The 24,197-nt window shown below is 36.0% G+C and carries 25 protein-coding genes; 22 read left to right on the top strand and 3 right to left on the bottom strand.

What is annotated here, in order from left to right; genetic code table 11:
- Positions 1 to 32 precede the first annotated feature (32 nt).
- Together AC27GZ_RS06170 and AC27GZ_RS06175 are read right to left on the bottom strand one after the other, a co-directional pair.
- A complete protein-coding gene (locus AC27GZ_RS06170) occupies positions 33 to 806 on the bottom strand; it encodes a cytochrome C assembly family protein (protein ID WP_487094030.1) in 774 nt (257 codons plus the stop codon).
- 128 nt (positions 807 to 934) lie between these two features.
- On the bottom strand, positions 935 to 2,095 hold the full coding sequence (locus AC27GZ_RS06175) for an SO_0444 family Cu/Zn efflux transporter (RefSeq protein ID WP_487094032.1): 1,161 nt from the start codon (positions 2,093 to 2,095) through the stop codon (positions 935 to 937).
- A 189-nt stretch (positions 2,096 to 2,284) separates the two neighbouring features.
- Between AC27GZ_RS06175 and ffh the strand changes: the two genes are divergently transcribed.
- The 8 genes from ffh to AC27GZ_RS06215 all read left to right on the top strand — a co-directional run bounded on the left by ffh (position 2,285) and on the right by AC27GZ_RS06215 (position 8,685).
- Entirely contained in the window at positions 2,285 to 3,679 is a 1,395-nt protein-coding gene (ffh, locus tag AC27GZ_RS06180; RefSeq protein WP_487094033.1) for a signal recognition particle protein, read from the top strand.
- Between the two features lie 212 nt (positions 3,680 to 3,891).
- The gene (rpsP, locus tag AC27GZ_RS06185) at positions 3,892 to 4,140 is read left to right on the top strand and encodes a 30S ribosomal protein S16 (protein WP_118960885.1); all 249 of its coding nucleotides are present in this window, start codon (positions 3,892 to 3,894) and stop codon (positions 4,138 to 4,140) included.
- Positions 4,141 to 4,177: 37 nt separating this feature from the next.
- Positions 4,178 to 4,705: a ribosome maturation factor RimM gene (gene rimM / locus AC27GZ_RS06190; RefSeq protein WP_487094034.1), complete on the top strand. Its 528-nt coding sequence runs from the start codon at positions 4,178 to 4,180 to the stop codon at positions 4,703 to 4,705.
- A 54-nt stretch (positions 4,706 to 4,759) separates the two neighbouring features.
- Positions 4,760 to 5,527 carry a tRNA (guanosine(37)-N1)-methyltransferase TrmD gene (trmD, locus tag AC27GZ_RS06195; RefSeq protein WP_487094531.1) on the top strand — a complete coding sequence of 256 codons (768 nt, stop codon included), beginning with the start codon at positions 4,760 to 4,762 and terminating at the stop codon, positions 5,525 to 5,527.
- 26 nt (positions 5,528 to 5,553) lie between these two features.
- On the top strand, positions 5,554 to 5,910 hold the full coding sequence (gene rplS / locus AC27GZ_RS06200; protein WP_487094035.1) for a 50S ribosomal protein L19: 357 nt from the start codon (positions 5,554 to 5,556) through the stop codon (positions 5,908 to 5,910).
- Positions 5,911 to 6,235: 325 nt separating this feature from the next.
- The gene (locus AC27GZ_RS06205; RefSeq protein ID WP_487094036.1) at positions 6,236 to 7,909 is read left to right on the top strand and encodes an ABC transporter ATP-binding protein; all 1,674 of its coding nucleotides are present in this window, start codon (positions 6,236 to 6,238) and stop codon (positions 7,907 to 7,909) included.
- Between the two features lie 6 nt (positions 7,910 to 7,915).
- Positions 7,916 to 8,188, top strand: a complete 273-nt coding sequence (locus AC27GZ_RS06210) for a PqqD family protein (protein WP_487094037.1) — start codon at positions 7,916 to 7,918, stop codon at positions 8,186 to 8,188.
- A gap of 26 nt (positions 8,189 to 8,214) precedes the next feature.
- Positions 8,215 to 8,685 (top strand): lasso peptide biosynthesis B2 protein, encoded by a 471-nt coding sequence (locus tag AC27GZ_RS06215; RefSeq protein WP_487094038.1) that lies wholly within the window; start codon positions 8,215 to 8,217, stop codon positions 8,683 to 8,685.
- 24 nt (positions 8,686 to 8,709) lie between these two features.
- On the opposite strand, the gene AC27GZ_RS06220 is transcribed toward AC27GZ_RS06215, so the two are convergent.
- A complete protein-coding gene (locus tag AC27GZ_RS06220) occupies positions 8,710 to 10,608 on the bottom strand; it encodes an asparagine synthase-related protein (protein ID WP_487094039.1) in 1,899 nt (632 codons plus the stop codon).
- A 351-nt stretch (positions 10,609 to 10,959) separates the two neighbouring features.
- On the opposite strand from AC27GZ_RS06220, the gene AC27GZ_RS06225 reads away from it, so the two are divergent.
- The 14 genes from AC27GZ_RS06225 (at position 10,960) to AC27GZ_RS06290 (ending at position 24,197) form a co-directional block, all read left to right on the top strand.
- Positions 10,960 to 11,586 carry a PEP-CTERM sorting domain-containing protein gene (locus AC27GZ_RS06225; RefSeq protein ID WP_487094040.1) on the top strand — a complete coding sequence of 209 codons (627 nt, stop codon included), beginning with the start codon at positions 10,960 to 10,962 and terminating at the stop codon, positions 11,584 to 11,586.
- A 4-nt stretch (positions 11,587 to 11,590) separates the two neighbouring features.
- Positions 11,591 to 11,761 (top strand): lasso RiPP family leader peptide-containing protein, encoded by a 171-nt coding sequence (locus AC27GZ_RS06230; protein WP_487094041.1) that lies wholly within the window; start codon positions 11,591 to 11,593, stop codon positions 11,759 to 11,761.
- Positions 11,762 to 11,825: 64 nt separating this feature from the next.
- The gene (locus AC27GZ_RS06235) at positions 11,826 to 12,827 is read left to right on the top strand and encodes a hypothetical protein (RefSeq protein WP_487094042.1); all 1,002 of its coding nucleotides are present in this window, start codon (positions 11,826 to 11,828) and stop codon (positions 12,825 to 12,827) included.
- Positions 12,828 to 12,944: 117 nt separating this feature from the next.
- The gene (locus AC27GZ_RS06240; protein ID WP_487094532.1) at positions 12,945 to 14,351 is read left to right on the top strand and encodes an undecaprenyl-phosphate glucose phosphotransferase; all 1,407 of its coding nucleotides are present in this window, start codon (positions 12,945 to 12,947) and stop codon (positions 14,349 to 14,351) included.
- 123 nt (positions 14,352 to 14,474) lie between these two features.
- On the top strand, positions 14,475 to 15,602 hold the full coding sequence (locus AC27GZ_RS06245; protein WP_487094043.1) for a nucleotidyltransferase family protein: 1,128 nt from the start codon (positions 14,475 to 14,477) through the stop codon (positions 15,600 to 15,602).
- Positions 15,603 to 15,706: 104 nt separating this feature from the next.
- Positions 15,707 to 16,630, top strand: a complete 924-nt coding sequence (galU, locus tag AC27GZ_RS06250) for a UTP--glucose-1-phosphate uridylyltransferase GalU (RefSeq protein WP_487094044.1) — start codon at positions 15,707 to 15,709, stop codon at positions 16,628 to 16,630.
- 4 nt (positions 16,631 to 16,634) lie between these two features.
- Positions 16,635 to 17,081, top strand: a complete 447-nt coding sequence (locus tag AC27GZ_RS06255; RefSeq protein WP_487094045.1) for a hypothetical protein — start codon at positions 16,635 to 16,637, stop codon at positions 17,079 to 17,081.
- Between the two features lie 5 nt (positions 17,082 to 17,086).
- Positions 17,087 to 17,566: a glycosyltransferase gene (locus AC27GZ_RS06260; protein WP_487094046.1), complete on the top strand. Its 480-nt coding sequence runs from the start codon at positions 17,087 to 17,089 to the stop codon at positions 17,564 to 17,566.
- Positions 17,567 to 17,583: 17 nt separating this feature from the next.
- The gene (locus AC27GZ_RS06265) at positions 17,584 to 18,942 is read left to right on the top strand and encodes a UDP-glucose dehydrogenase family protein (protein ID WP_487094047.1); all 1,359 of its coding nucleotides are present in this window, start codon (positions 17,584 to 17,586) and stop codon (positions 18,940 to 18,942) included.
- On the top strand, positions 18,942 to 19,940 hold the full coding sequence (locus tag AC27GZ_RS06270; RefSeq protein WP_487094048.1) for an NAD-dependent epimerase: 999 nt from the start codon (positions 18,942 to 18,944) through the stop codon (positions 19,938 to 19,940). The genes AC27GZ_RS06265 and AC27GZ_RS06270 overlap by 1 nt, the downstream gene beginning before the upstream one ends.
- Positions 19,941 to 20,696: a WecB/TagA/CpsF family glycosyltransferase gene (locus tag AC27GZ_RS06275; protein ID WP_487094049.1), complete on the top strand. Its 756-nt coding sequence runs from the start codon at positions 19,941 to 19,943 to the stop codon at positions 20,694 to 20,696. It abuts the gene before it with no gap.
- Positions 20,697 to 20,718: 22 nt separating this feature from the next.
- Positions 20,719 to 21,993 carry a UDP-N-acetylglucosamine 1-carboxyvinyltransferase gene (locus AC27GZ_RS06280; RefSeq protein WP_487094050.1) on the top strand — a complete coding sequence of 425 codons (1,275 nt, stop codon included), beginning with the start codon at positions 20,719 to 20,721 and terminating at the stop codon, positions 21,991 to 21,993.
- Positions 21,994 to 21,996: 3 nt separating this feature from the next.
- Positions 21,997 to 22,977: a UDP-N-acetylmuramate dehydrogenase gene (gene murB / locus AC27GZ_RS06285; protein WP_487094051.1), complete on the top strand. Its 981-nt coding sequence runs from the start codon at positions 21,997 to 21,999 to the stop codon at positions 22,975 to 22,977.
- Positions 22,971 to 24,197: a lipopolysaccharide biosynthesis protein gene (locus AC27GZ_RS06290; protein WP_487094052.1), complete on the top strand. Its 1,227-nt coding sequence runs from the start codon at positions 22,971 to 22,973 to the stop codon at positions 24,195 to 24,197. The genes murB and AC27GZ_RS06290 overlap by 7 nt, the downstream gene beginning before the upstream one ends.

A 24,197-nucleotide genomic window follows, 5' to 3' on the forward strand; every position in this document is an offset into this window, starting at 1 on the left:
CAAAGTGAAATTTATCGCCAAGCTTTGTAACGTTAAGATAGCAGAAACTCTCTAACGAATCGACTGCCAAAGTATGACAAGGTTAACATTGCACTAGCTGTGATCATAAGTACCAATACTCTATGGCCTCGCCACCCTTGTTTGATATGACCAAATAAAATGATGGAATAAAGAAATAGTGAAACTAATGAGAGTATTGTTTTGTGAATATTTTCTTTCGCAAAAAAGCCATCAAGAAAAAATAAACCAATCAACTGGCTACTAACTAAAACGGTAATGCCGACAGTTAAAATACTAAACAACTGTTTTTCAACCTGCATTAATGGTGGTAAATGTACAACCGCGGTTAAGTTTTTATTCTTTAGTTTTAAATTTATATAAGCAACTTGAAAAGCATATAAAGTAGCAATGATTAAAATACAGTATGCTATGAGCGCAAGGCTTATATGGCTGATAATAATTAACTTTTCCGCAACTAAAGGCATTAACTCAGTGTTTGGCATAAAGATTCTGGCTAATTGCCAAATACCCGCGAAACCATAAATAACCGGTAGCAATAAGTTAACTTTTACCCGTAAAGCCACCACTGAAATAGTGATAGTAATGATTAAACTAACTAATGAAATAACATTGGGAAGACTAAAGTTAATTTCATTTTCCACGAAGAAAAGTTGGGCATCATTAAATAAATGAATAGCAATAGCGGTAGTTGCTAAAATTAGAACCCGCTCTAGGTTAGGACCGTTTGGGTGAAATAAGCGTGATACTATTGCCATAGTGGCGAGCATGTAAGCAATAAATGCCATGCTTGATCCAATAACCAAAAAATCCACTAACTTAAACTCCTTTAAAACGATGAACGCAACTGAATGTAACTGATTCTATCAGATCAAACACTAACTACCATGACAAATATACTATTGATTGATTTAGATTAAAGCACTAACTTCCTAAGCGGCTTTATGGCCAATAAAACAATGATGGCAGAGCATAAAACACCAAACCAGTATGGCAGTATTTCATGAGCATGTTGCATTTGGTGAGCAATATCTATTTGATAAAAATTTAAACCAAAATCTAGTAAGGTTGCAAAACCTATAGCAGAAATAGCTACTCCTAATAGGTAATGGGTTAGTACCGCACCGCCCATTTCATTTTTTATAACGCCTAACGTTGAAAAATTTGTCGCAGGACCTGCCATCATAAAGACAAGAGCAGTACCTGGAGATAATCCTGCCATGATAAAGCCAGCTGCAATGGGGGTAGACGCTGTAGCGCAAATATACATAGGTATAGAAATGGCAATCATTAACAACATGGCAGGTAAACCACTGCCATAACTTAATAAAAACTCTTCAGGTAAAAAAGTACGAATAATGGCAGCAAATACAAGGCCGATTGCTAGCCAAACAATGATATCGTCAATTAATTTTGTTGCAGCGTAATGGATTCCAGCTTTAGTTTTATCAAAAAATGTTTGTATAAACGATGGGGGTGTTGGCAAAGTTTCAGCTGTTGCACTGCCTGATACCGAACAACATGAACTTACTTCAGGTTTTATATCTTCAACTTTAGAACTACTGCAACATGAGCTAGACGTTTCAGGCTGAGGAGTTGGCTTAGCGGTATCACTAGCACAGCAATGATTACCAGTTGTTTTTGGTTTGGTGGTCTGTGGCGTGTTCTTATCTTTTATGGTGCTAACAAAAAGTCCCGTAATGATGGCCGACATAATGGCAGCAAAAGGGCGGTAAATGGCAATCACGGGCCCAAGTAGTGCATAAGATACAGACACTGAATCTACCCCAGTTTCTGGCGTTGCGACTAAAAAAGATGCGGTAGCGGGGGCTGAAGCGCCACTGCGTTTTAACTCAGTGGCGACAGGGATAACACCACAGGAACACAGTGGTAATGGCGCACCAATCAGTGCGGCTTTCACAACCGCTGATTTACCTTTACCTAAGTGCTGGCTTAATATTTTACTGGGTACCCAAGCTTTCATTAAACCGGCTATCACTAAGCCTAATAATAACCACGGACTAGCTTCAGCACTTAAGTCTATAAAATTACTAATGAAATAGGTTAATTGATCCACATTACAGCCTATCAAATATATAAGAAAACTAACACATTCATCATATCATGGTTTTTCGCGAAACGGGGGGATCTTATATAAAATGTTATGTGCATATTATCCTATCTCGACAATAGTGCTATCACAGGTATAATAGCGGCATTAATTTTGACAATTTTACGCTATATTCAGCGCTATTTAGAGTTATTCATGTTTGATAATCTTTCCGAACGTTTAGGCAAAACCCTTAAAAATATCAGTGGCCGAGGTCGCTTAACTGAAGACAATATTAAAGATACCTTACGTGAAGTACGCATGGCTTTACTGGAAGCTGACGTAGCTTTACCGGTTATTCGTGAATTTGTTGCTAAAGTAAAAGAGCAAGCAATTGGTACTGATGTTTCAAAAAGTCTCACCCCAGGGCAAGTCTTTGTCAAAATAGTTCAAAAAGAGCTTGAAGCAGCTATGGGTGGCATCAACGAAACCCTAGATCTTAAAGCAGCTCCACCTGCTATTGTGTTAATGGCGGGTTTACAAGGTGCTGGTAAAACAACCTCTGTTGCTAAATTAGCTAAATTTTTAACACAGCGTGAAAAGAAAAAAGTACTTGTTGTTAGTGCTGATGTATATCGTCCTGCGGCAATTAAACAGCTTGAAACACTAGCTAATGAAATTGAAGTTGGCTTTTTTCCAAGTGATATAAATCAAAAGCCAATTGATATAGCGAATGCTGCTATAGATCATGCTAAGAAAAACTTTTTTGATGTAGTTATTGTTGATACGGCAGGTCGCTTGCACGTTGATGATAGCATGATGGATGAAATCAAAGATCTACATGCTGCAATTAACCCAGTTGAGACTTTATTTACCGTTGACGCCATGACAGGTCAAGATGCTGCCAACACAGCAAAAGCTTTCAACGATGCGTTACCACTAACCGGTGTTATTTTAACTAAAACAGATGGTGATGCCCGTGGTGGTGCCGCATTATCGATTCGTCATATTACTGGCAAGCCTATTAAATTCATGGGTGTTGGTGAAAAAATTGAAGCGTTAGAGCCATTTCATCCAGACCGAATTGCCTCACGTATATTAGGCATGGGCGATGTTCTCTCTCTGATTGAAGAAGTTGAACAAAAGGTTGATAGAAAACAAGCTGAAAAATTAGCCAAAAAAGTTAAAAGTGGTAAAGGTTTTACCTTAGAAGATTTTCGTGACCAACTGGTGCAAATGAAAAACATGGGCGGCATGATGGGCATGATGGATAAGTTGCCAGGTATGGGCAATATGTCAGATAAAATCAAAGATCAAATGGATGATAAACTTACCATCAGAATGGAAGCTATCATTAACTCAATGACACCAGGTGAGCGAGAGCGCCCAGATATTATAAAAGGCTCACGAAAACGCCGTATTGCAGCAGGTTCAGGAACACAAATTCAAGATGTAAATAAGTTGCTTAAGCAATTTACCCAAATGCAAAAAATGATGAAGAAAATGTCTGGCAAAGGCGGCATGAAAAAAATGATGCGCAGCATGCAAGGTATGATGCCACCTGGCGGTATGGGTGGCATGGGCGGTGGCGGTGGAATGTTTGGTCGTTAGACACTGCTACTCACTTCGTTAATACACAATAATTTATTTAAAGCTCAACAATAAATAATGTTGGGCTTTTTTTGTGCAAAATTATATCTAGGTTGAAGGCAAACAACACTTGCATTTTTTCATTAAAGGCGTAGAATACGCGAGCTTTTCTGTCCCTAGCGACAGGAAGTGTCTGGAAAATTCGTTTTAACACTAAAATATAAGAGGACGATATGGTTACCATTCGTTTAGCTCGTGGTGGCGCTAAGAAGCGTCCATTCTATCAGGTTGTTGTTGCAGATAGCCGTAACTCTCGCGATGGTCGTTTCATCGAGAAAGTTGGTTTCTTCAACCCTACAGCACAAGGTCAAGCGGAAAAATTACGCTTAGACTTAGATCGTATCAACCACTGGGTTGGTCAAGGTGCTGGTGTATCTGATCGTGTGGCTAAGTTAGTGAAAGACGCTCAAGCAGCTGCTTAATCGATCTTTGATAACTTAGTAGGTAGTAGAGGTCATTGTGGATAAAGAAAAACAAATCATCTTAGGTAAAGTAGGCTCTGTTTACGGCATCAAAGGTTGGTTGAAAATTCATTCATTTACAGACGACCCCGATGCCATACTTGACTATTTCCCTTGGTCATTAAAATTAGGGAATAACATACAAACAGTAGAAATTACTGATTGGCGCAAGCATAACAAGGGCTTGATTGTTAAAGTTGGTCATATTGATGACAGAGATGATGCGCAAGCATTTGTCGGCTCAGAAATATTAACTAATGAAAGCTCGTTACCTGATTTACCTGAAGGTGAATTCTACTGGCGAGATTTAATTGGCATGACAGTTGTTACTACCCAAGGTTATAACCTCGGGGTTGTTTCCGATATGATGGAAACAGGCGCTAACGATGTACTGGTTGTAAAAGCAAACCTTAACGATGGCTTTAATAAGAAAGAGCGGTTAATTCCTTATCTTTCTGGTGAAGTGGTTGAATCGGTAAGCATTGAAAATAAACAAATTTGTGTTGACTGGGACCCAGGTTTTTAACTTGTGACTAGCGTTCAATCTGGTATTAATACTACACAGAAAGAAAAAAGCAAAATGTGGATAGGGGTAATTAGCCTTTTTCCCGAAATGTTTGACGCTATAACTGAATATGGGGTGACAGGTAGAGCAATCCGAGGTGGGTTGATTGAGTTTCATAAATGGAACCCAAGAGACTTTACTCATGATCGACATCGTACTGTTGATGATCGTCCTTATGGCGGTGGTCCAGGTATGTTGATGATGGTACAACCATTACGGGACGCTATCACTGCAGCGCGAAAAGCGGCTGAAGCTGATGGTAAAAAAGCTCGAGTTATTTATTTGTCGCCACAGGGACGAAAGTTGGACCAAGTGGGTGTAAGTGAATTAGCGCAAGATAACTGCCTGATATTTATAGCAGGACGTTATGAAGGCATAGACGAGCGATTACTCGCGTCAGATATTGACGAAGAATGGTCGGTTGGCGATTACATTTTAAGTGGTGGTGAACTCCCTGCAATGAATGTAATAGATGCTGTAGCACGATTAGTGCCGGGTGTATTAGGACATAAAGAATCAGCAGAGCAGGATTCCTTCTCAAATGGTTTATTAGACTGTCCTCATTATACTAGGCCAGAAGTGTTGACTACCTCAAACGGGGATGAAATGTCAGTACCTAAAGTGTTACTTAGCGGTAATCACGAACATATACGCGCATGGCGCCAAGAACAGTCTCTATTGAGAACTTGGACTAGAAGACCAGAACTATTAACTAACCTAGCTCTGACAGATGAGCAGGAGAAAATGTTAGCTTCCATAAAGAAGCAAGCGAAATCCACTTAGACTGTGAACACTAGGAAGAAGGTATTATGAGTAAAATTATTGATATGCTCGAGCAAGAGCAATTAAAGAAAGATCTACCAGAATATGCAGCAGGTGATACTGTTGTAGTACAAGTAAAAGTTACAGAAGGTGATAAATCACGTCTTCAAGCCTTTGAAGGTGTTGTTATTGCTGTTAAAAATCGTGGCTTACATTCAGCTTTCACTGTTCGTAAAATTTCGAACGGTGTTGGTGTTGAGCGTGTATTCCAGACACATAGCCCGTTAGTTGATTCTATCGAAGTGAAACGTCGCGGTGATGTTCGTCAATCTAAACTTTACTACTTACGTGAGCGTTCAGGTAAGTCAGCGAGAATTAAGGAAAAATTAGCTAAGAAGCAATAATCTTCTAGTTACTTTTTTATAAAGAAAGACGATAAAAAAAGCCTGAATAATTTAGTTTATTCAGGCTTTTTTGTTTAGAGCGTCCACTGCATATTTTAAATACAGTGCTCTTAAATCACGAATACTTCTGCTTGAATTTGTTTAATCACAACAAAGTTAATGGAAAGCATAATGAATCTAGACCAGTTTTAACTGATTACAATATAAATCATTAAGTGTTTTATATAGGATTATCCTATAAAAATGTTTAATATAACGATAAGGATTATCATCAAAATAAGAATAGTCACTAAAAGCTATTCTTAGTGACAACATAAAGTGAACAATGACGTTTTTACGCTTTTTTTCCCTACTTAGATATTATAAAAGAGAACTCACACTAGCTATTAGCCTAATGGTTTTAGAGAGTGCTGTTAGTCTATCTATTCCATGGTTCGCTGGTCAGTTTTCAGAGTCTATCTTAAATAAAGAGCAATTTTTTGATATGAGCTACAGCCAAATTATTTTAATTTGGCTTTCTTTATTTGCGTTACAGGCACTACTGCGTTTTTTATCAACTTATAGAGTGAATTATATAGGTGCTCAAGTCTTAACTGAATTAAGCTGTCGTTTATATGATCACATACAGTTACTACCTGTAAAATATTTTAATACGACTAAAAAAGGTGAAACGTTAGCGCTATTGAGTAACGATGTCAGCATCATTAGTTATTTCTTATCTGGAATTTTAACAGGCATAGTACCAAGCATTTTAATCCTTTGTGGCGCACTTGTAATGATGTCGTCAATTAGTATGACCATCACTTTAATGATTGTATTCATGGTGCCGGCATTCTTTATTATTTTAAAGCTACTAGGACGTAGTATTAGGCCAATCAGTGAAAACCTTGTTCAGCAACAAGCAGACTCTATTGCTATTGCTAGTGAAAATTTTGGAACGATAAAGTTAGTTAAAGCTTTTGCTAGGGAAAAAACAGAATCTAATCGTTATAAGGCAAACGCACATAAAATTCAGAAACTAAGAAAGAAGCAGCTTAAAGTACAAGCAATTTTATCTCCGGTTCTACAGCTTTTAGTATCAACTGGTGTTTTAGTTGTAGTAGTAGTCAGTGCTATGCATTATCAATCAGGAGAGTTAACTATGCCTGATGTGATAACTCTACTAATGTACGGAATGTTATTTGCCAGGCCTATGAGCACACTAGCTAATTTATATGGTCAGGTACAGCAAGCTATAGGTTCATCACATAGGTTAATCAAGGTGTTTAATATTTCACCTGAGCCCACAGATACAGGTGATAATGAAAATACAATTACAGCGATGTCAGGAGATTTAATTTTTGATCAAGTTTCATTCAGTTATGATGATGGTGTTAATGTATTAAAAGATTTATCGCTCAAAGTTATGCCGGGCGAAACCATATTAATTGTTGGAAAGAATGGTGCAGGTAAAACAAGTGTATTGCATTTATTGATGAGGTTTATTTCGCCAACGAAAGGTGAAATCACACTTGATGGAAAATCATTAAATAGTTTTCAATTGTCTCAATTTCGAAAGCAAATCGGTTTTGTGTCACAAGGCATAGCATTATGTGATGGTACCATTGCCGACAACATTGCTTTTGGATACCCACAAGCAAGCTTCGAAGAAATCGAGCAAGTGGCAATTAAAGCTGGCGCAGATGCTTTTATTACTACCCTTGAAAATGGTTATCAAACCCAGGTTGGGGAAGGTGGTGTATTACTTTCTGGCGGTCAAAAGCAGAGTATTTCGTTAGCTAGAGCATTAATGTCAATGCCTTCAATACTATTACTTGATGAGCCAACTTCTATGATAGATAAAGAAGGTACAAATGCATTCAAACAAACGCTAGTAAAGCTGTTTGCTGAGCAAACTGTTATTATGGTAAGTCACGATGAAACCTTAATAGAATATGCAGATAAGCTTTATATTATGGAAAACGGAAAACTAAAAAATAAGAGCATTACAAAGGAATAAAATCTCATGAGATCAAAAAACTATAAACTAGCCAACAATGTACTTTTTCAAAAAGTTGATGAAGAAACCGTTATTTTAGAGCCTGAAACAGGTCAATACTATACATTAGATACTGTAGGGACGTTTATGGTAGAGCTTATTCAAAAGGGTAATTCAGTAGATAGAGTAGTACAAAAGGTGCTTGAAAAATATGAAGCGCAAGAAAATGAAGTAGTAACTGATCTTAATGAATTAATCACAAATATGCTGGAGCAAGGCTTATTAACTGAAATTGATTAATTAAAATCGATTCAGAAAAAACTACAATGAAAAAATTAAGGAAGTTTTTTACATTTAACCTAGATGAAATGATGCTGTTTACAGAAGCTTGGCTAGTTCTTCTTAAATGGCATTATATTATTTCTTTTACTTCGCATCGTAATTGGCGAAAAAAACTAGGTAGCTATATCACAGATCCAATTATTTATAACCCTAACCTTGATGATGAAGTTATCAAAGATATTGCTAAAATAATAAATATTAGTGAAATTGCAGGCAGGCATCATCTTAAAAAAATGAATTGTTTGCGTCGTTGTTTAACCCAGAAACAACTGCTACAAAAAAGAAAGTTAAATAGTAAAATGCATTTGGGAGTTAAATTCGAACAAGGCGGTTTAAAGGCACATACTTGGTTAACTTTTCAGGGGATGCTCATCAATGATAGTGAAGATGTGGTTAACACCTATAAGGAGTTTGAGACCAATAATTATCAAGATATCCTCAACGCGTTTAAATAAACTTCTAAGAAACTTTTCTATAGCTTAATCATTAATACAATGAGTTTGGTACCACTGTTGCGTTAATATTGCATATAACATGTCAACATTTAAGTGACCATTTGGATTGCTTACAACTCGATCAAATTCTTTTAACAATACACTATTATCGATTACCCCTAACTCCTGTAAACCTTCATGAGAAAGAAGCTCGCGTAATTCCTTTTGATTATTACGTACTAAGTTAGCGAAATGATGGTCAAATACGGTTTTATGTTTATTCCAGCACACAGATTCAGGTAAATACGCTTGCATTGTATGTCGTAATAACCATTTAGGATAAATTCCTTGGATAAGCATTTTCTCTGGTATTGCAAAGCTAAACTCAACAATATCAGTATCAAAGAAAGGGTGGCGAACATCAATGGCATAATCATTCGCTATTTTTTGATATGAACGCATAGCATTATAGGTAGAAGTTGTTTTGATGCCTTGATACCTAGCATGCTTTGCAGGGTTGAAATAGGCTGAATAAGGGTTGTTAAAGCTTTTATTTTCTTTAGTTACATGAGCAATGGCTATTGGAGATAACCACGGAGGGCACTCATGTTCATTAACGGGTTTATTTCTGGCGAGTTTTACCAGATTCTGTAAGGTATTTGGAACAAATAATTTATATAAAGAGCGGGCAATAGGCTCACTGAGTTGTTTACAGGCCTTAACAACTTCATTAACCACGCCAAATTCACCTTTATATAACCGAGAGCGATAAGATGCACTGTGACCCCAACACGTTTCGTCACCACCATTACCTGTAAGCAAAATATTGGCTCCCACATTTTGCATTAATGCTAACTCTTGGCGGTATTTAGGAGAAAGTACAATACCAGGGTTATCAAAGTCCGTCGGATATAACTGTTCAAACGAGCTTGTTTGAAATTGGTCTAAATCAATATAATGTTGATGATTCAACTCAAGCTTTTCTATCATGTCATTAATATTATTACTTTCATCACAGCTTTGTGTATTGAGGTAACGATGTGACAACGTATGTAAGTTAAATTGCTTTTCACTATTTTTTGTTTCTTTCAATACCTGGTTTGCAATAGCAGTGATCGAAGTTGAGTCCATTCCGCCACTCATCTGGCAAAATACAGCATTAGGGGTGTCGGTATTTTTTACAGCTAGCCTATTGCTGACACTGGTTTGTAGCAAATCGAAAAAGTGGGTTTTGTAATCTTCAATACTTGGGTAATAAATAGTCTTGTTAGCATCAATATCCCAAAATTTAGAGATGATAACGTCGTGCTTCTCATTAAACTCTAAACAAGAGCCAGACGGTAGTCGTGATATTTCATTAAACATCGAAACATCAGGGTTTGGACGACCTGAAAGCCATTGACTAATAGCAGTTATATTAATTGTTGGAGTAATATTCGTAACTTGAGCCAATACTTTAGCGTCAGAAGCTATATATAAGGTATCGTGTAGTTGTAGATAAAATAATGAGCGACTACTAAAAGGATCTATTGCTGCACATAAATGTTGTGACTCCTCATGCCAGCATATCGATTGAAAATTACCTTTTACTCTCGAAAAACCACTTGGGCCGAACGTTAAATAAGTTTCAAATAATAATTCTTCGTCTGTAGTGTGCCTATTACTTAATACTTCCTTGTTTGAAAATGTCTTCTGTATATCCTTTTTATTATCAAGTCTAACATTGCCGATAATTGATTTTCTTTCTGTATTTTCAAGGTTTTCTGATGTATTGACTATTAAATCGATTTTTGACTTGTATGTTTGCAGAAGAACAGACACGTTTTTGCAATGAAATTCATGACTAGATGAAACTTGATAGTTAGATGAGGTTTTTATTAACTTATTGTTTATCAACTGGTTGTGGTTTTTGTTGAACGATATAGCTGCAAATATATTTTCCATACTGACCCAGTAGTTAAAATCTAGTTTTATTACAAACTATGTAATTTATAAGTCTTATAAGCATTTTGTAATATTCTTGATGAATTGTCATTAAAAAGTAACGTTAAATAGGTTAAAATGACGCGATTAGTTAGATAAAAGTTGAATGTGAATTTTTATCTGCGCCATGAGTGTCGGCATATTTTACAAATAATATTTTAAGTAGCTTTCATTTAATTACGAAATCATTCAACTTATTGATAAAATTTGATTTTTATTTTGTGGTTTACTTATTGCATGTTGACTTGTAATTAAATCTTTAAACAAATTCTGTAAGAAAATTTCATCATAAATATTATTGGAGATATTTAAATGTTAAAAAAATGGATGTTAGGTCTAACACTACTTTCCTCTAGCTTAATTTCACAGGCAGCCTTGATCAGTAGTGATGTTGAGTCTGTTGATATGGAAGGTATAACAGTTACTGCTACTTTTGACGGTGGTATACAAGAAACATTGATTTGGTCTGCGTTTTCAGCAACAGAAGCTGGCGTTAATAATGGCAATTGGTCTTTAATGCTAGATGGTAATACTTTTGGTGATTATGATTCAAGTACTGGTGAGTTTTACGGACTATGGACTTTAACTAATATCGCTTCTGACGACGATATTATCGCTTTAAGTGTTGATGCAGGTATTCAGGGATTTTACTTTGATATTTTAAGTACTCTTGAATATACAGCGGGCTCTGGTGTAGGTCGTGATTTTGCTGCTGACGATTCTGATGCTATCGCAACTTTTGATAATGAGTTCAGTTCACCAGATTTGTGGGGCACTTTAAATATCGATTTATCTGTAAATGGTGTCGCTTTAGGAAACACAGTTTCGTTTTTAACAGATACAGATAGCGCTGAAATTCCAGAGCCATCTACATTATTTACATTTGCATTAGGCTTATTTGCATTAACAAGTTTTCGTAAAAAATCTTCAGGGAAGTAAACAGATGAATATTAATCAAACTTTAAATCAATCAAATACTAAAACTGTCAAAGCTGCATATACAAAACCAGTATTAAAAAATGCCGGTAGTCTAGCTGAACTAACTCAAGGTTTTGCTGGCAGTATTCCAGATGAACAAGGTGGCCACACCAAGCGTAACCCGTTCCAGGGTTAAGCTAAATTCTCAATATTGGTAATCTCAAAATCCTTTTGAGATTACCAAATTTTTAAGTAGTAATATGAACCCTCTTTTTTCTTTGCCACTTCATGGCTTGGCATGCGAGCCTTTTTGCGCCTCAAATAATGAAAACAGTTGTAAAAGCACTGAAGTTAAATTTGAAAATATAGCGTTAAAAAGAACATTGCAGCCCATATGGACACTTAGTGATGAAGGTGAGCGATATAATAGTGAAATTAATTTATTTAAAGATATTGAGACTAGTAATACTGAAACAGTAGCAAGTTATTATTTAAAAGTTGACTGCCAAGGAAGCGGTGTTTTTAAATTAAAAGAAAATTCCATTACGATTGATTGGCAAGAAGAAGGAACTGATTCAGCGCATTATTTCCAAACGTTAATGGTAGCTTTGTATTTAGAGCTGGATAATATCCTGTGTATCCATGCCAATGCTTTAGCTTATAAAGATCAAGCAATTGCATTTGTGGCACCAAGTAGGACAGGAAAAACAACGTTAACAGCGGCGTTAAGTCAACAAGGTTTTGAGTTGATGACAGATGACATGATGGCATTACATCATGACAAAGACACTAATGAGTATATAGTTTATCCGAGTTGGCCAGTAGCCAGAATGTGGCCTGACTCCTTGAATGAATTAATTGATAATATAAACATGCCTGTTGAAAAAGTGCATGAAAATTTTGCCAAGAGAACGGTTCTAATAGATAAAAGTGAAAATACTACTTTTAATTTTTGCTCAGAAGCGAAAAAGTTGAAAGTAATATATTTACTTGAAAGGCAAGAAAGAGAAATAGTTAAGGACAATATACCAAGTAAATTGTCTTGTGAAATTACTCAAATAAGCGCCTCAGAAGCGGTAATTATATTATTGCAAAATAGTATTCTAGGTAGTGCATACAGTGCACTAAATCTAGAGCATGAAAGAGTAGTTATGTTAGCTAAATTATTAAATAATATTGAATTTAAGCGCGTTAGCTACTTGAGCGGTAAAGAAAATTTGCAAAATGTGTGTGAACACATTAAGCAAGATATAAACACCTAGAAAAATTGTAACAAATAGAAAAGCAATAAAAGTCACAGTTACAGGAAATAAGGTAATTAATAGTAGTTATTTTTTATGAACTACTTAACAACTGTGTGAAGGGTTTAAGGAAGGTTAATTTTGGTTAATAGTACTGGTCTAATAAAAAGTAGTGCCAACACTTTTGCATTCTTCTATCGTTTGGTGGACTTTATCGTAATACAGTCAATATTATTAGTTGCTGTGTTTATTTACAATGTAACCTATACACAGCAATACTTTGTGTTGGCGTTAATTGCTAGTTTCGTCTTTTTGGTTGTTGCAGAATCTTTTGCCTTGTATCGTTCTTGGCGTGCAGGATCTTTTAAAGAAATAATCTTTTATACTCTTATAACGTGGACTATCAGCGCATTATTTGTAGTTCTTTTTCTCTTCTTTTCTAAAACCAGCGTAGAGTTTTCTCGTGTTGCTATAGCTATTTGGTTTTCTGTTACTTTCATTAGCCTTATTGTTTGGCGATATGTATTTGCTGTATTCCTCATGAAAATGCGTTCTAAGGGGCGTAACACTCGTAGCGTTGCGATTATAGGTTTAACAAGAACTACACGTGATTTAGTACAAGAAATACTTTCTCACCCTGAAACTGGCTTCAGATTAACAGCGATTTTTGAAGACAGAGATAAAGAAAGAGTTGATTCTACCTATCATAACTGGCTTCAAGGTAATACCAATGAGGGCGTAGAGCGAGCAAAAAATAATGAATTTGATAAAGTTTATATTGGTCTACCTTCAATAGCACAAGAGCGTTTATCTAAAATTCTTTATCAGTTAGGCGATACGACGGCTAACGTAGAACTTATTCCAGATCAGTTTATGCACAGTATCATTAATGCTTCAATTAACCACGTGGGTGAAATACAAACGGTTAGTATCTATGAAAACCCAATGCAGGGCGCGTCTACCATATTGAAGCGAGTTGAAGATATCGTGTTATCTAGCGTTATTCTTTCGCTGATTGCTATACCCATGTTAGTGATTGCTGTGGGTATAAAGTTGACTTCAAAAGGCCCTGTATTATTTAAACAAGATAGATATGGGCTAGACGGTAAAAAAATTAAAGTGTGGAAATTTCGCTCAATGACAGTAGCCGATAACGGCGACAAAGTTGTACAAGCGACAAAAGGTGATGCACGTATAACGCCATTTGGTGCCTTTTTACGTCGAACTTCATTAGATGAGTTACCTCAATTTTTTAATGTGATTACTGGCGATATGTCTGTAGTTGGTCCAAGGCCACATGCTGTAGCGCATAATGAGCAATACCGTAAAGAAGTAGATTTATATATGCTTCGTCACAAAGTCAAACCTGGTATTACTGGCTGGGCGCAGATAAATGGTTGGCGTGGTGAAACGGACACTATTGAAAAAATGGAAATGCGCGTTAAATTTGATATTGAATATATGCGTAGATGGTCATTATGGTTTGATTTTAAAATTGTCTTATTTACGATATTTAGATCGTTTAATGACAAAAACGCATATTAAAAGCAGTTTTAATTAAGTTGTGAAAGCTAAGTTACGAAAGCTAAGCTACGAAAGTTAAGTCATTACTTAACTAATAAAGTCAACGCAGTATAGTTAATCTAGTAATATCAACGAAGTATAGTAATGAAGTTATTTAATAAGTCTACAAGGTACAAAAAATCAGAAGATAAAGTGTATTGTGACTTATTAAAGTTAGCACGTGTTACAGATGATACCCATTATGATCGTACTCAATTAAAGCAAGCAATTAACGTATTAAATCAATTGCCTGAATACGCTGATATACATCATAGAATTATTCCGTTATTGAATAATAAAGCAAAAAAAATTGATGTTTTTAATCACTTGACAGAAGAAGTTCAACAACTGTTAAACAAAGCCACACAACAAGGTGTAATCACTGAATTAGCAAAGTTGCAGCAGCTGAATAAATTAGTTGAGGTGTTAACGTCAAATAATATCAGCGTAATGTTATTAAAAGGTGTCGCTTTTAATCATGCATTATATAAAAGTAATGCCCCAAGAACATCTACAGATATTGATATATTGGTAAAAGAGTCTGATTGGCAACTAGCTGTTGGTTTAATTAGTGAAGTGATGTCGTACAGTGTAAAAGATAGACCAGATGTTTTGGGAGATTTATATGAACTCTCTTTCAAACCTAAAGAAAAAATAGGGGCAGCGTTAGATTTACATATGTCGTTAACCTATCCTAAATTATTCACAGTTAATGAACTAGGGTTGTGGCAGGCAAGTACTGCGCATCCACATTTTAATAATGACAAGGTGCGGATGTTATCGCCAGAGCATGCATTAGCGCATCAAGCTTTGCATGCTTACAAAGATATGGATTTTTGTAAATATAATTTAGTAGATACTCATGAGCTTATTAGCCAAAACGCAATTGAACTTTCTCAGGCTATAAAAATAGCTAAAGGGTGGGGAACACAAGTTGCTTTTCATCGGTTGTTAATTAATTGCCAGCAAGTTATGTCTACAGATATTAGAGAGCAATTCATTGAAGAGGCTAAGCCAAGCTATCTGCGTGAAAGACTAAGTTTATCACTATTAAACTCACGTTATACGCAACCTTTCGGTAATAAAAAACCAATTAGATATAGAATAAATCAATTGCTATCGCAGTTTGTTTTTACTGCCAATATTGGTAGAGCTGTTAGCTTTCAGTGGTTATTTATAAAGTCATTAATAAAAAAAGATAAAAATAAAACACAATACATTACCAATGGGTAATTTTATTATCTATTGGTAATGTATTTATTGAATTTAAACATGAATGTAAGTCACGTATTGATTACTAATACATAGTAAATAGGTGAACTTAAGGATTAGTAGTAATGAACGACAATGTAAAAGCAGAAATCAAAGCTAATAATATTACCACTGCAGTGATTCCTGTTGCTGGACTAGGGACTCGTATGTTGCCTGCTACTAAAGCTATTCCTAAAGAAATGCTTAGCGTAGTAGACAAACCACTCATTCAATATGTAGTAGAAGAAGCTGCCGCTGCAGGTATCAAAAATATAGTGTTAGTGACACACTCAAGTAAAAATGCGATTGAAAATCACTTTGATAAAAGTTTTGAACTTGAAGCTCAACTTGAAAAACGAGTAAAGCGCTCATTACTTGACGAAGTTCGCAGTATTACCCCAAAAGGTACTAATGTTATTTCTGTTCGTCAATCTAACGCTTTAGGCTTAGGTCATGCAATATTATGTGCTAAACCCATTATTGGCGATAACCCTTTCTCGGTAATATTACCGGACGTATTGATTGATAAGTATCATTCTGATTTAAAACAGGACAACTTAGCCTGTATGGTGAAGCGTTTTAATGATACTGGAATTAGCCAAGTGATGGTTGAAGAAGTTCCAGAGAAAGAGGTAAGCAGTTACGGTGTTGTGGATATTAATGGCGTGAAGTTTGATGAGTCAGAATTTGCTATTATCAACAACATGGTTGAAAAGCCAGCTCAAGATGAAGCTCCGTCTAACCTTGCTATAACCGGTCGTTATGTCTTATCGAGCAAAATTTGGGATTTATTAGAGTTTACTCCACCTGGTGCAGGTGGCGAAATTCAGTTAACTGATGCTATGCATCAGCTATTACTGTTAGAAAAAATGGAAGCATACAAAATAGTAGGAAGAAGCCATGACTGCGGTAATAAATTAGGTTACCTACAGGCGAATATTGAGTACTCTTTGCTAGACCCTAAATTAGGTGCTGGGTTAAAAGAGTTTTTATCAACACTGAAAGTATAAGTAAATGAAAAAAATATTGGCTGTTGCAACAGGAGGGGGGCATTGGAATGAACTTATCTTATTGTCTTCAGCTTTTAGTCGTGGTCATGTTAAGTATGTAACTACTATTGATGGTTTGCCGCAAAAGGATGGCTGTATAGATTTTGAAATTGTCGAAGATGCTAATAAAAACAAAAAAATTGCATTATTAATATCAGCATTTCAATTATTTGTAATCATTGCAAAATTCAAACCCGATGTAGTGATAACAACTGGCGCAGCAGCGGGTGTTGTTGCCTCCGCTATAGGTAAGTTATTTAGAGCAAGAATTATTTGGTTAGAGAGCATCGCTAATACCGACGGGCTTTCATTAAGCGGTAATTTAGCTAAACCATTTGTTAGTGTAATGTTGACACAGTATGAACATTTAGCTGATGGTGAAAAGCTAATATACAAAGGTAAGGTTTTTTAGACTTAATGATTTTTGTTACGACAGGAACACAATTTCCATTTGAACGCTTGTTAAATACTATTAATGAATGGGCTAAAGAAAATCCAGATATAAAGATAGTAGCTCAAATAGGAAGTAGTGACTTTAAAACTGAACTTTTTGATGTGTTTGATTATTTAGCACCTGAAAAATATGCTCAGTTTGTATCAGAATCAAGTTTACTCGTTGGACATGCAGGCAGTGGCACTATGATTACTGCGGCTCAAGCTAATATACCCGTTGTTTTAATGCCCAGACAGTTTGAATTAAATGAGCATAGAAGTGAGCATCAACTTGGTATGGCAAAAGCTTATTCTAATAAAGAAGGTGTTTATATAGCTCATACCAAGAAAGATTTATATAGTTTTTTAAACGCAAGGCATGATTTAGAGCCACTAGTTGAAAAAGAATCATCTGAAAAAACAATGTTGTTAGATTTTTTAGAAACACAAATTTATAAAAAATAGTATTTATAGGAAAAATAATGAAAGTTACTTTTTACGGAATAGGTTATGTGGGCTTAGTGCAAGCCACTGTATTAGCTGATGCAGGGCATGATGTATGCTGTGTTGATATCGACCCTAAAAAAATTGAAGATCTAAAAAATGGGATTATCCCTATTTACGAGCCTGGTTTAACGCCGCTAGTGGAAAAAAACTATCAAGAAGGCAGATTAACCTTTACTACTGATGCTGAGTTTGGGGTTGATTTCGCTGAGTTACAGTTTATCGCTGTTGGTACTCCACCAGATGAAGATGGCTCTGCCGATTTAAAATATGTGTTAAAAGTGGCAGAAACAATAGCGACACATATGAAAAGTGATAAAGTAATTATTGATAAGTCTACCGTACCCGTTGGCACGGCAGATAAAGTTAAGGCTCATGTATTAGCAACACTTGCAGATTTAGGCAAAGAAAGTTTAAGTTGCTCAGTAGCATCAAATCCAGAATTTTTAAAAGAAGGCTCTGCAGTTGCTGACTGTCAACGACCTGACCGTATAATTATTGGTACCGATAGCGAAAGTGCAGAAGAATTATTACGTGAGCTTTACGCGCCATTTAATCGTAATCACGATAAAATCATCGTTATGGATATAAAGTCGGCAGAACTAACTAAGTATGCAGCTAATTGCATGCTGGCGACTAAAATCAGCTTTATGAATGAAATGGCTAATATTGCTGAACGTGTGGGGGCTGACATTGAAAATGTTCGTCACGGTATTGGCTCAGATCCACGTATTGGCTATCAGTTTATATACCCAGGTTGTGGTTACGGTGGTTCATGTTTCCCTAAAGATGTACAAGCATTAGTTCGAATCGCCGATGGTATTGATTACGACTCTCAAATACTTAAAGCTGTAGAAGCGGTTAATTATCGTCAAAAGAATAAATTATTTGAGTATATCACTAAGCATTTCGGTGAAAATATTAAAGGCAAAACATTCGCCTTATGGGGGCTTTCTTTTAAACCTAATACAGATGACATGCGTGAAGCTTCAAGTTTAGTATTGATGCAAGCATTGTGGGCAGCTGGTGCAAAGGTACAAGCATATGATCCAGAAGCTATGGAAGAAACACAACGTATTTGTGGCAATAGAGATGATCTAACACTGATGGGGACTAAAGAAGCAACCTTGCAAAATGCAGATGCGTTAGTAATTTGTACTGAGTGGCAAAACTTTAGAGCTCCTGATTTTGACTTGATTAAACAATCACTCAGTAATGCGGTGGTTTTTGATGGTCGTAACATGTTTGATCCTGAACGTATGCAAAAGAAAGGCTTTGACTATTACTGTATAGGGCGGGCACTTTCAGTTGAAGGTAATGTGAGCGTGAATAATTAATGAAGTATTTAGTCACCGGCGCGGCAGGGTTTATCGGTAACTTTGTCGCTGAGCGTTTATGTAATGAAGGCCATGAAGTTGTTGGTTTAGATAACTTAAATGATTATTACGATCCTCAGCTAAAGCTAGCTCGATTAAAGAGAATCGAAAACTTAGAACATTTTACCTTTATCAAAATGGACTTAGCTGACCGTGAAGGTATAGCTAGTTTATTCGCCAAAGAAAAATTTGATCGTGTAATTCATTTAGCGGCACAAGCTGGTGTTCGTTACTCTATTGAAAATCCTATGGCGTATATCGACTCTAATATAGTTGGGTTTACAACTATATTAGAAGGCTGTCGCCATAATGACGTTAAGCACCTAGTATATGCATCTTCGAGCTCAGTATATGGGGCAAATAAAAAGATCCCATTCTCTACCGATGATGTAGTAGACTATCCGGTTTCTTTATACGCGGCGACTAAAAAGTCTAATGAATTAATGGCTCATACGTATAGCCATTTATATAGTATTCCCACTACAGGTTTGCGCTTTTTTACTGTGTATGGCCCGTGGGGGAGGCCCGATATGGCACCATTTTTATTTACGGATGCGATAGCAAATGATCGCTCTATTAATGTTTTTAATAATGGAAAGATGCAACGAGATTTCACGTACATAGATGATATTGTAGAAGGAGTTATTAGAATTCAAAATGTGATTCCGCAAGCTGATTCGTCAAATAATATCCGAGAAGGTTCAGCGTTATACAAAGTGTACAATATTGGCAATAACCAGCCGGTAGAGCTAGAAGTATTTATTACCTGCATTGAAAATGCGCTTGGTAAGAAGGCAGATAAAAACTATATGCCGATGCAAGACGGTGATGTGGTGAGAACCTATGCCGATGTGACTGACTTAGAAAATATCACGAAATTTAAGCCTGAAACTGAGTTACAGCTTGGTATAACTAATTTTATTGAATGGTACCAAAAATATACAAAGGGAGAGTTCTAAGTGACTGAAATACAAACCACTAAAGTTGCAGGGTTAGATACTGTATGCCTTACTCGCGATGAACTCGCCGATGTGATGGTAGAAGATTGCTTGAAAGCTAGAAATAGCCAAATAGCCCCTAAAGTTGTGTTTTCCTCAAATGGCCAGGGTATTTCCCTAAACGCATCAGACAAGAATTTTGCAAATATTATGAAACAAGCCGATATTATTCATGCAGATGGTCAATCTGTAGTATTTGCATCAAAGCTTTTTACTAAGAGGCCGTTACCAGATCGAATTGCTACTACCGACTTCTTTCATAATGCAGCTCGTAAAGCACAGGATGCAGGGCTTACTTTTTTTATGTTAGGTGCAAGTGAAGACGAAAACAAAGCCGCTTGCGAAAAGATGAAAGATAAATATCCAAATTTGAATATTATTGGGCGACGTAACGGTTATTTTTCAAAAGAGGAACAACAGGAAGTCATCGATGAAATCAACGCGTTAAAGCCTGATGTGTTATGGGTTGCGTTAGGTAAGCCTAAACAAGAGTTTTGGTGCATTGAGATGCGTGACAAACTAAATGTAGGCTGGATCAAAACTTGTGGTGGGCTATATGCATTTTTAGCAGGCACAGCGCCTAGAGCACCGATGTGGATGCAAAACCTAAGTCTAGAGTGGCTATATAGGGTTTGTAAAGCTCCAAAGCGATTAGGGTGGAGGTATTTAACCACTAATCCTCATGCAATATATTTAATGATAACTCGAAGTAAGTAAATTTTTTTAAACGGAAGGTAATATGAAAGCAATTATAAAGGGTGGACAAACTCCAAAAGGTAGAGTAAAGGTCAGTGGTGCTAAAAACTCAGCGACACGTTTATTAGCTGCGGCTTGTGTTTCTGATGGAGAAGTCATTTTAGAAAACTTTCCAATTAACTTAGTTGATGCGCAGCATAAAATACGTTTTTTATCAAATATTGGCGCTTCGATAATGGTTGATGATGATAAAGAAACTCTAACTATTAACTCTAACAACCTTAAATGCAGTGAACTTGATATATATGATTACCCTATAAGGACAACCTACTTACTTGTAGCAGGGCAAATTAAGCGTTCAGGCTTTGCCAAAATACCTTATCCAGGAGGTTGTAAAATTGGCAGTAGAGGATATGACTTACATATAAAAGTATGGGAGTCATTAGGTTGTGTAGTAACAGAAAAGCCTGACTATATTTTAGTTGAAGGGAAAAAGTTTATTGGTGGGCAAATCAAATTTCCAATTTCTACCGTTGGAGGCACAGAAAACGCATTAATATGCGGTACGATTGCCGAAGGTCAAACTGAAATTATTAATGCATATATCACACCTGAAATAGAAGATTTAATTGACTTTCTACAGCGTATGGGGGCGAATATTTCTGTTAACGGTAGTAGTCATATATTAATTCAAGGAGTGTCTGAGTTAAAAGGCGTAATTAAAAGTGTAATGTATGACCGTATAGAAGCATTAACTTGGTTAGTTTATGCTGTCTTGGCAAAAGGGGACTTAGTTATTGAGAACGTTCCGTTTTCTGCTATGGAAGTTCCATTATTACACTTAAAAGAAATGGGTATTGATTACATGAGTAATTCAAACGATATCTACTTTTCACCTAGTTGTTTAAAAAATAATACAGTTGAATCTTTTGAATTAGCGTGTGGCGCCCACCCCGGTATTATTTCTGATATGCAATCTTTTTACACCTTACTCGGTATTATTGCTAAAGGTGATTCTCGTATTTTTGATTATCGATACCCTGAGCGTATTGCATACGCCGATGAGTTACAAAAAATGCTTACAACCCCTGTTGTTGAAACAGAACATGGAAAAATTACGACTCGAGGACCAGGTATTTTTAAAGCAGCAGAAGTTACTTCTACTGATTTAAGAGGAAGTATGGCTTTAGTCATGGGCGCGCTTTGTGCTGAAGGTACATCTGTTGTGAACGAAGTAGAAATGGCACTTCGTGGTTACAATAACCTTGCTAAAAAATTAAAATCTTTAGGAATCGTTATAGACGTTATAGAGGACTAAAATTTGCTTACATCAACCCCACTTTATACTGCGTTGTTAGAGGCATCACCTGATAACGTTAATTGTTCTGTTCCATTGAGTAAAATAAGTTATTGGAAAATTGGCGGAAATGTTGACTATTTTATTGAACCTAGAACAATAGAAGAACTTGCAAATGTTAGAAAAGTACTTAATCAATTCTCAGAAATTCCTAATATGATTATTGGTGATTGCTCAAATTTATTATTTGACGACAAAGGCTTTCATGGTGTTATTATCAAAATAGGTAATAACCTGAGCGAAGTAACCTTTGATAACGAAAGTGTATACTGTGGGGCTGGTGTATGGGTGCCTGGATTAGCTTATAAAAGTTACCGAAAAGGACTTACAGGTTTAGAGCATACTTGTGGAATACCGGGTCGGTTAGGTGGTTTAATTTATATGAACGGTGGTAGTAACCGTCAGTCGATTAGTGAAAACTTGGAAAGTGTTGTTTTAATTGATGCGGAAGGAAGCATTGAAACTATTAAAACCGATGATTTATACTTCTCTTATCGCGTTTCGCCTTTTCAAGATAATACAAAAATTATTGCAGGGGCAACCTTAAAATTGAATAAATCTGAGGTGGCAACCGTAAGAAGTAGTATGAGAAAAGTACTTAGCTCTAGAAGAAAGAAATTTCCTCGCAAAATACCTAACTGTGGTTCTGTGTTCGTTTCAGATCCGAAAATGTACGAAATTGTCGGACCTCCAGGGTTTGCTATCGAAAATGCTGGGTTAAAAGGAACACAAAAAGGTAATGCTCAGATATCTCCTTTACATGCCAATTTTATTGTTAATTTAGGTAATGCAAGTAGTAACGATGTGCTTTATTTGATCGCTTTAGCTCGTTCAAAGGTTTTTGAAGCAACAAGTTTTTGGATGGATTGTGAAGCAAGGTATGTATCTCCTACGGGTGGCATAAGAAAAGCACACGAAAAAGCAGATGAACTATTTAAATGTTAAGTAATAGTTTAATTAAAAATATATTGTCCGTAATTAGTACTCGGGTATTGTTAAAAGGTATAAATTTCTTATCTCTTTATATGCTACTTAGGTATCTATCACCCGCACAGCTAGGTGAATACGGGCTTTTTATTTCTACTTTAGTTCTAGCTACTACTATTGGTAATTTAGGTCTAAGAAATTCGGTCGCGAGAGACATTGGAGAAAAAGACGAGCTTGAGCTTAATGTTAAAGCTCTGATAATTGCGTATCCCGTCCTTATGGTTACTTCTATTAGTGTTATGTTGTTTACTCTATATTCGAGTGGTTTTTTAATTGCTTCAACAATAAACTTTAGTTGTGTCATTATTGCAGTGTCTTGTCACTTAGTTATTATTTTACGTCAAGGGATCTGTTTAGGTACTGGTGAAATCAAGCTTTTTAATTTGCTTGAAATTATTCCTAGATTAGTACTGTTAGTAATTATTATTCTTGTTGTAAAAGGTATTGAAGGGACATATCAAGAAGTTGCTATTTATGGTTTAACGATCGGATATTTTGTTTCAGCAATCTATGCATTAGTTAAAACTAATCTTACCTTATCTCTCAAGGCAAAAGCACAAGCGGGCTATTTATTTAAAACTGGGTTTGCTTTTTGTCTAGCCCTCTCATTAATCCTATTGAATACCAGAGTACCTCTATATATCACCAACTTATTGCAAAGCACTGCCGAAGCGGGGCAGGTTTTTGCTGCGTTAAGAATAAATGATATTTTTCTCGAATTAGCGACTGCAGCGGGCTTGGTTTTATTTTCGCACGCAGCAAGATCTAAAAATGATATCGAATTAATTAAAATGCTAAAAACCATAGTAGGGGTTTTTATTGCGACGATATTAATTGCAATTTCTACCGTCTTTTTTGCAACAGATATCATCATGCTTATTAGCGGTGAGAAATATAAAACAGCGGCAGTATATTTAAGTGTGGCAACTATAGGGTTGCCATTCGCAGCGTTTAATAAAATGGCATATGGCGTTCTGTCAGGTAAAGGAAAACCTATGTTAGGTGTCTATGTGTATAGCTTCGTTATTCCTATTAACTTTATCATCTCTTATTTTCTCTTTAAGCAGAATGTTGAAAGTTTTGTATTATATGGATTAGTAATATCGCAATTAATCGCATCTTTAGCTTTTTTGAGTTTAATGGTGTCCTTAAAGAAACAACAAGCGCTGGAAAAATAA

It is taken from the genome of Colwellia sp. SU-HH00943, from assembly GCF_057546125.1.

Excerpts from the sequence above, each read along its gene's own strand:
- AC27GZ_RS06235 (WP_487094042.1), top strand. The coding sequence starts at position 11,826 with ATGAACCCTCTTTTTTCTTTGCCACTTCATGGCTTGGCATGCGAGCCT.
- AC27GZ_RS06270 (WP_487094048.1), top strand. The coding sequence starts at position 18,942 with ATGAAGTATTTAGTCACCGGCGCGGCAGGGTTTATCGGTAACTTTGTC.
- AC27GZ_RS06255 (WP_487094045.1), top strand. The coding sequence starts at position 16,635 with ATGAAAAAAATATTGGCTGTTGCAACAGGAGGGGGGCATTGGAATGAA.
- AC27GZ_RS06205 (WP_487094036.1), top strand. The coding sequence starts at position 6,236 with ATGACGTTTTTACGCTTTTTTTCCCTACTTAGATATTATAAAAGAGAA.
- AC27GZ_RS06245 (WP_487094043.1), top strand. The coding sequence starts at position 14,475 with ATGAAGTTATTTAATAAGTCTACAAGGTACAAAAAATCAGAAGATAAA.
- AC27GZ_RS06220 (WP_487094039.1), bottom strand. The coding sequence starts at position 10,608 with ATGGAAAATATATTTGCAGCTATATCGTTCAACAAAAACCACAACCAG.
- trmD (WP_487094531.1), top strand. The coding sequence starts at position 4,760 with ATGTGGATAGGGGTAATTAGCCTTTTTCCCGAAATGTTTGACGCTATA.
- AC27GZ_RS06225 (WP_487094040.1), top strand. The coding sequence starts at position 10,960 with ATGTTAAAAAAATGGATGTTAGGTCTAACACTACTTTCCTCTAGCTTA.
- ffh (WP_487094033.1), top strand. The coding sequence starts at position 2,285 with ATGTTTGATAATCTTTCCGAACGTTTAGGCAAAACCCTTAAAAATATC.
- rpsP (WP_118960885.1), top strand. The coding sequence starts at position 3,892 with ATGGTTACCATTCGTTTAGCTCGTGGTGGCGCTAAGAAGCGTCCATTC.
- AC27GZ_RS06280 (WP_487094050.1), top strand. The coding sequence starts at position 20,719 with ATGAAAGCAATTATAAAGGGTGGACAAACTCCAAAAGGTAGAGTAAAG.
- AC27GZ_RS06290 (WP_487094052.1), top strand. The coding sequence starts at position 22,971 with ATGTTAAGTAATAGTTTAATTAAAAATATATTGTCCGTAATTAGTACT.
- AC27GZ_RS06170 (WP_487094030.1), bottom strand. The coding sequence starts at position 806 with ATGGCATTTATTGCTTACATGCTCGCCACTATGGCAATAGTATCACGC.
- rplS (WP_487094035.1), top strand. The coding sequence starts at position 5,554 with ATGAGTAAAATTATTGATATGCTCGAGCAAGAGCAATTAAAGAAAGAT.
- AC27GZ_RS06265 (WP_487094047.1), top strand. The coding sequence starts at position 17,584 with ATGAAAGTTACTTTTTACGGAATAGGTTATGTGGGCTTAGTGCAAGCC.
- AC27GZ_RS06215 (WP_487094038.1), top strand. The coding sequence starts at position 8,215 with ATGAAAAAATTAAGGAAGTTTTTTACATTTAACCTAGATGAAATGATG.
- galU (WP_487094044.1), top strand. The coding sequence starts at position 15,707 with ATGAACGACAATGTAAAAGCAGAAATCAAAGCTAATAATATTACCACT.
- AC27GZ_RS06210 (WP_487094037.1), top strand. The coding sequence starts at position 7,916 with ATGAGATCAAAAAACTATAAACTAGCCAACAATGTACTTTTTCAAAAA.
- AC27GZ_RS06230 (WP_487094041.1), top strand. The coding sequence starts at position 11,591 with ATGAATATTAATCAAACTTTAAATCAATCAAATACTAAAACTGTCAAA.
- AC27GZ_RS06260 (WP_487094046.1), top strand. The coding sequence starts at position 17,087 with ATGATTTTTGTTACGACAGGAACACAATTTCCATTTGAACGCTTGTTA.